General features: G+C 73.7%; 2 protein-coding genes. One reads left to right on the top strand and one right to left on the bottom strand.

Going from position 1 to position 1,421, the window contains the following annotated elements:
* On the top strand, positions 1-935 hold a 935-nt coding region (locus tag EIO58_RS17845; protein WP_127820547.1), incomplete at its 5' end, for a class I SAM-dependent methyltransferase.
* 6 nt (positions 936-941) lie between these two features.
* On the opposite strand, the gene EIO58_RS17840 is transcribed toward EIO58_RS17845, so the two are convergent.
* The coding region (locus EIO58_RS17840) for a hypothetical protein (protein WP_127820546.1) at positions 942-1,421 on the bottom strand (480 nt) is incomplete at its 5' end.

Below are 1,421 nucleotides of genomic sequence, written 5' to 3'. Positions count from 1 at the left end.
CGATCGCGGCGCGCCATGCGGCGCGGTTCCGTGACGCCGGCTTCGCGCGGGTCGCCGATCTCGGCTGCGGCGTCGGCGGCGACGCCCTCGGCCTCGCGGGACTCGGTCTGCGCGTGCTCGCGGTGGACGCCGACGAGGTGACCGCCGCGATCGCCGCGTACAACCTGGCCCCGTTCGGCAGCGACGTCGACGTGCGGAACGCGACGGCCGAGGCATCCGATCTGTCAGGCGTCGAGGCCGTGTGGCTCGACCCGGCCCGCCGCACGGCGGGCCACGGCGAGACCACCCGCACCCGTCCCGAGGACTGGTCGCCGTCGCTCGAGTGGGCGTTCGACCTCGCCGCCCGGATGCCGGTCGGCGTGAAGCTCGGACCGGCGCTCGACCGCGACCTCATCCCCGGTGGCGTCGAGGCGCAGTGGGTGAGCGCCGACGGATCGACGGTAGAGCTCGTGCTGTGGTCGGGTGCGCTCGCGCGCGACGGTGTCCGGCGAGCCGCCCTCGTCGTCCGCGATGGCAACGCTTTCGAGCTGACGTCGGCGACGGATGCCGCGGACGCGCCCGTGCGCGACCTCGGCGGCTATCTGCACGAGCCCGACGGCGCCGTGATCCGCGCCCGCCTGATCGGCGACGTCGCGCGATCGCTCGAGGCCGGCATGCTCGACGAGCACATCGCCTACCTCACGTCCGACGCGGCGCTGACATCACCCTTCGTGTCGACCTTCAGGGTCCGAGAGGTCGTGCCCGGCGACGTGAAGGGCCTGTCGAAGGCGCTCCGCGAGCGCGGCATCGGAAGACTCGAGATCAAGAAGCGCGGAGTGGATGTCGACCCCGCGTCTCTCCGCTCGCGCCTCAAGCTCAGCGGCTCGGAGTCCGCGACGTTGTTCCTCACCCGCATCGGCTCTCGCCGCACCGCGATCCTCGCCGACCGGCTCTGACGCGGATCAGCCCAGGAGGTTCGCGCGCCAGGCCGCGTAGACCAGCCACCCGGCGCTGTAGATGATCGACACCGCGCCGATGGCGATCGCCCATACCGCCATCCCGCGACTCTCGAGCGGACGGCGAAGCGCGAGGATCGCCGACACCACCGCCACGATTCCGATCGGGAAGCCCCAGCCGACGAACAGCGACACCGCGAGCCCCACGACGGCGAACGCAAGCGCCCAACCCGCGAGGCCGCGATGCAGGCCGGATGCCTCGGCACCCGTCCATGCCACAGGTGCCGGGGTGTCCTCGGTGCCGGGCTCGGCCGGAGCCGACTGCACCGTCACGGCGACGGGGGCAGTCGGCAGGCGACGGAACCCGCCTCGATGCGCACCCGGCAGGGGCGACGCGTCCTCCGCGAGCGCAACCTCGGGTGACGGAGGCTCCACGACCGGCGAGGGCGGTGCGGGCGGCGGCGCGGCGGCCCCAGGTGCCGGCGC

Origin of the sequence: Microbacterium sp. CPCC 204701 (assembly GCF_004010105.1) — a bacterium.
GTDB lineage: Bacteria > Actinomycetota > Actinomycetes > Actinomycetales > Microbacteriaceae > Microbacterium.
The sequence above is the reverse complement of the archived record's forward strand: the minus strand, read 5'-3'. Positions and strand labels throughout refer to the sequence as shown.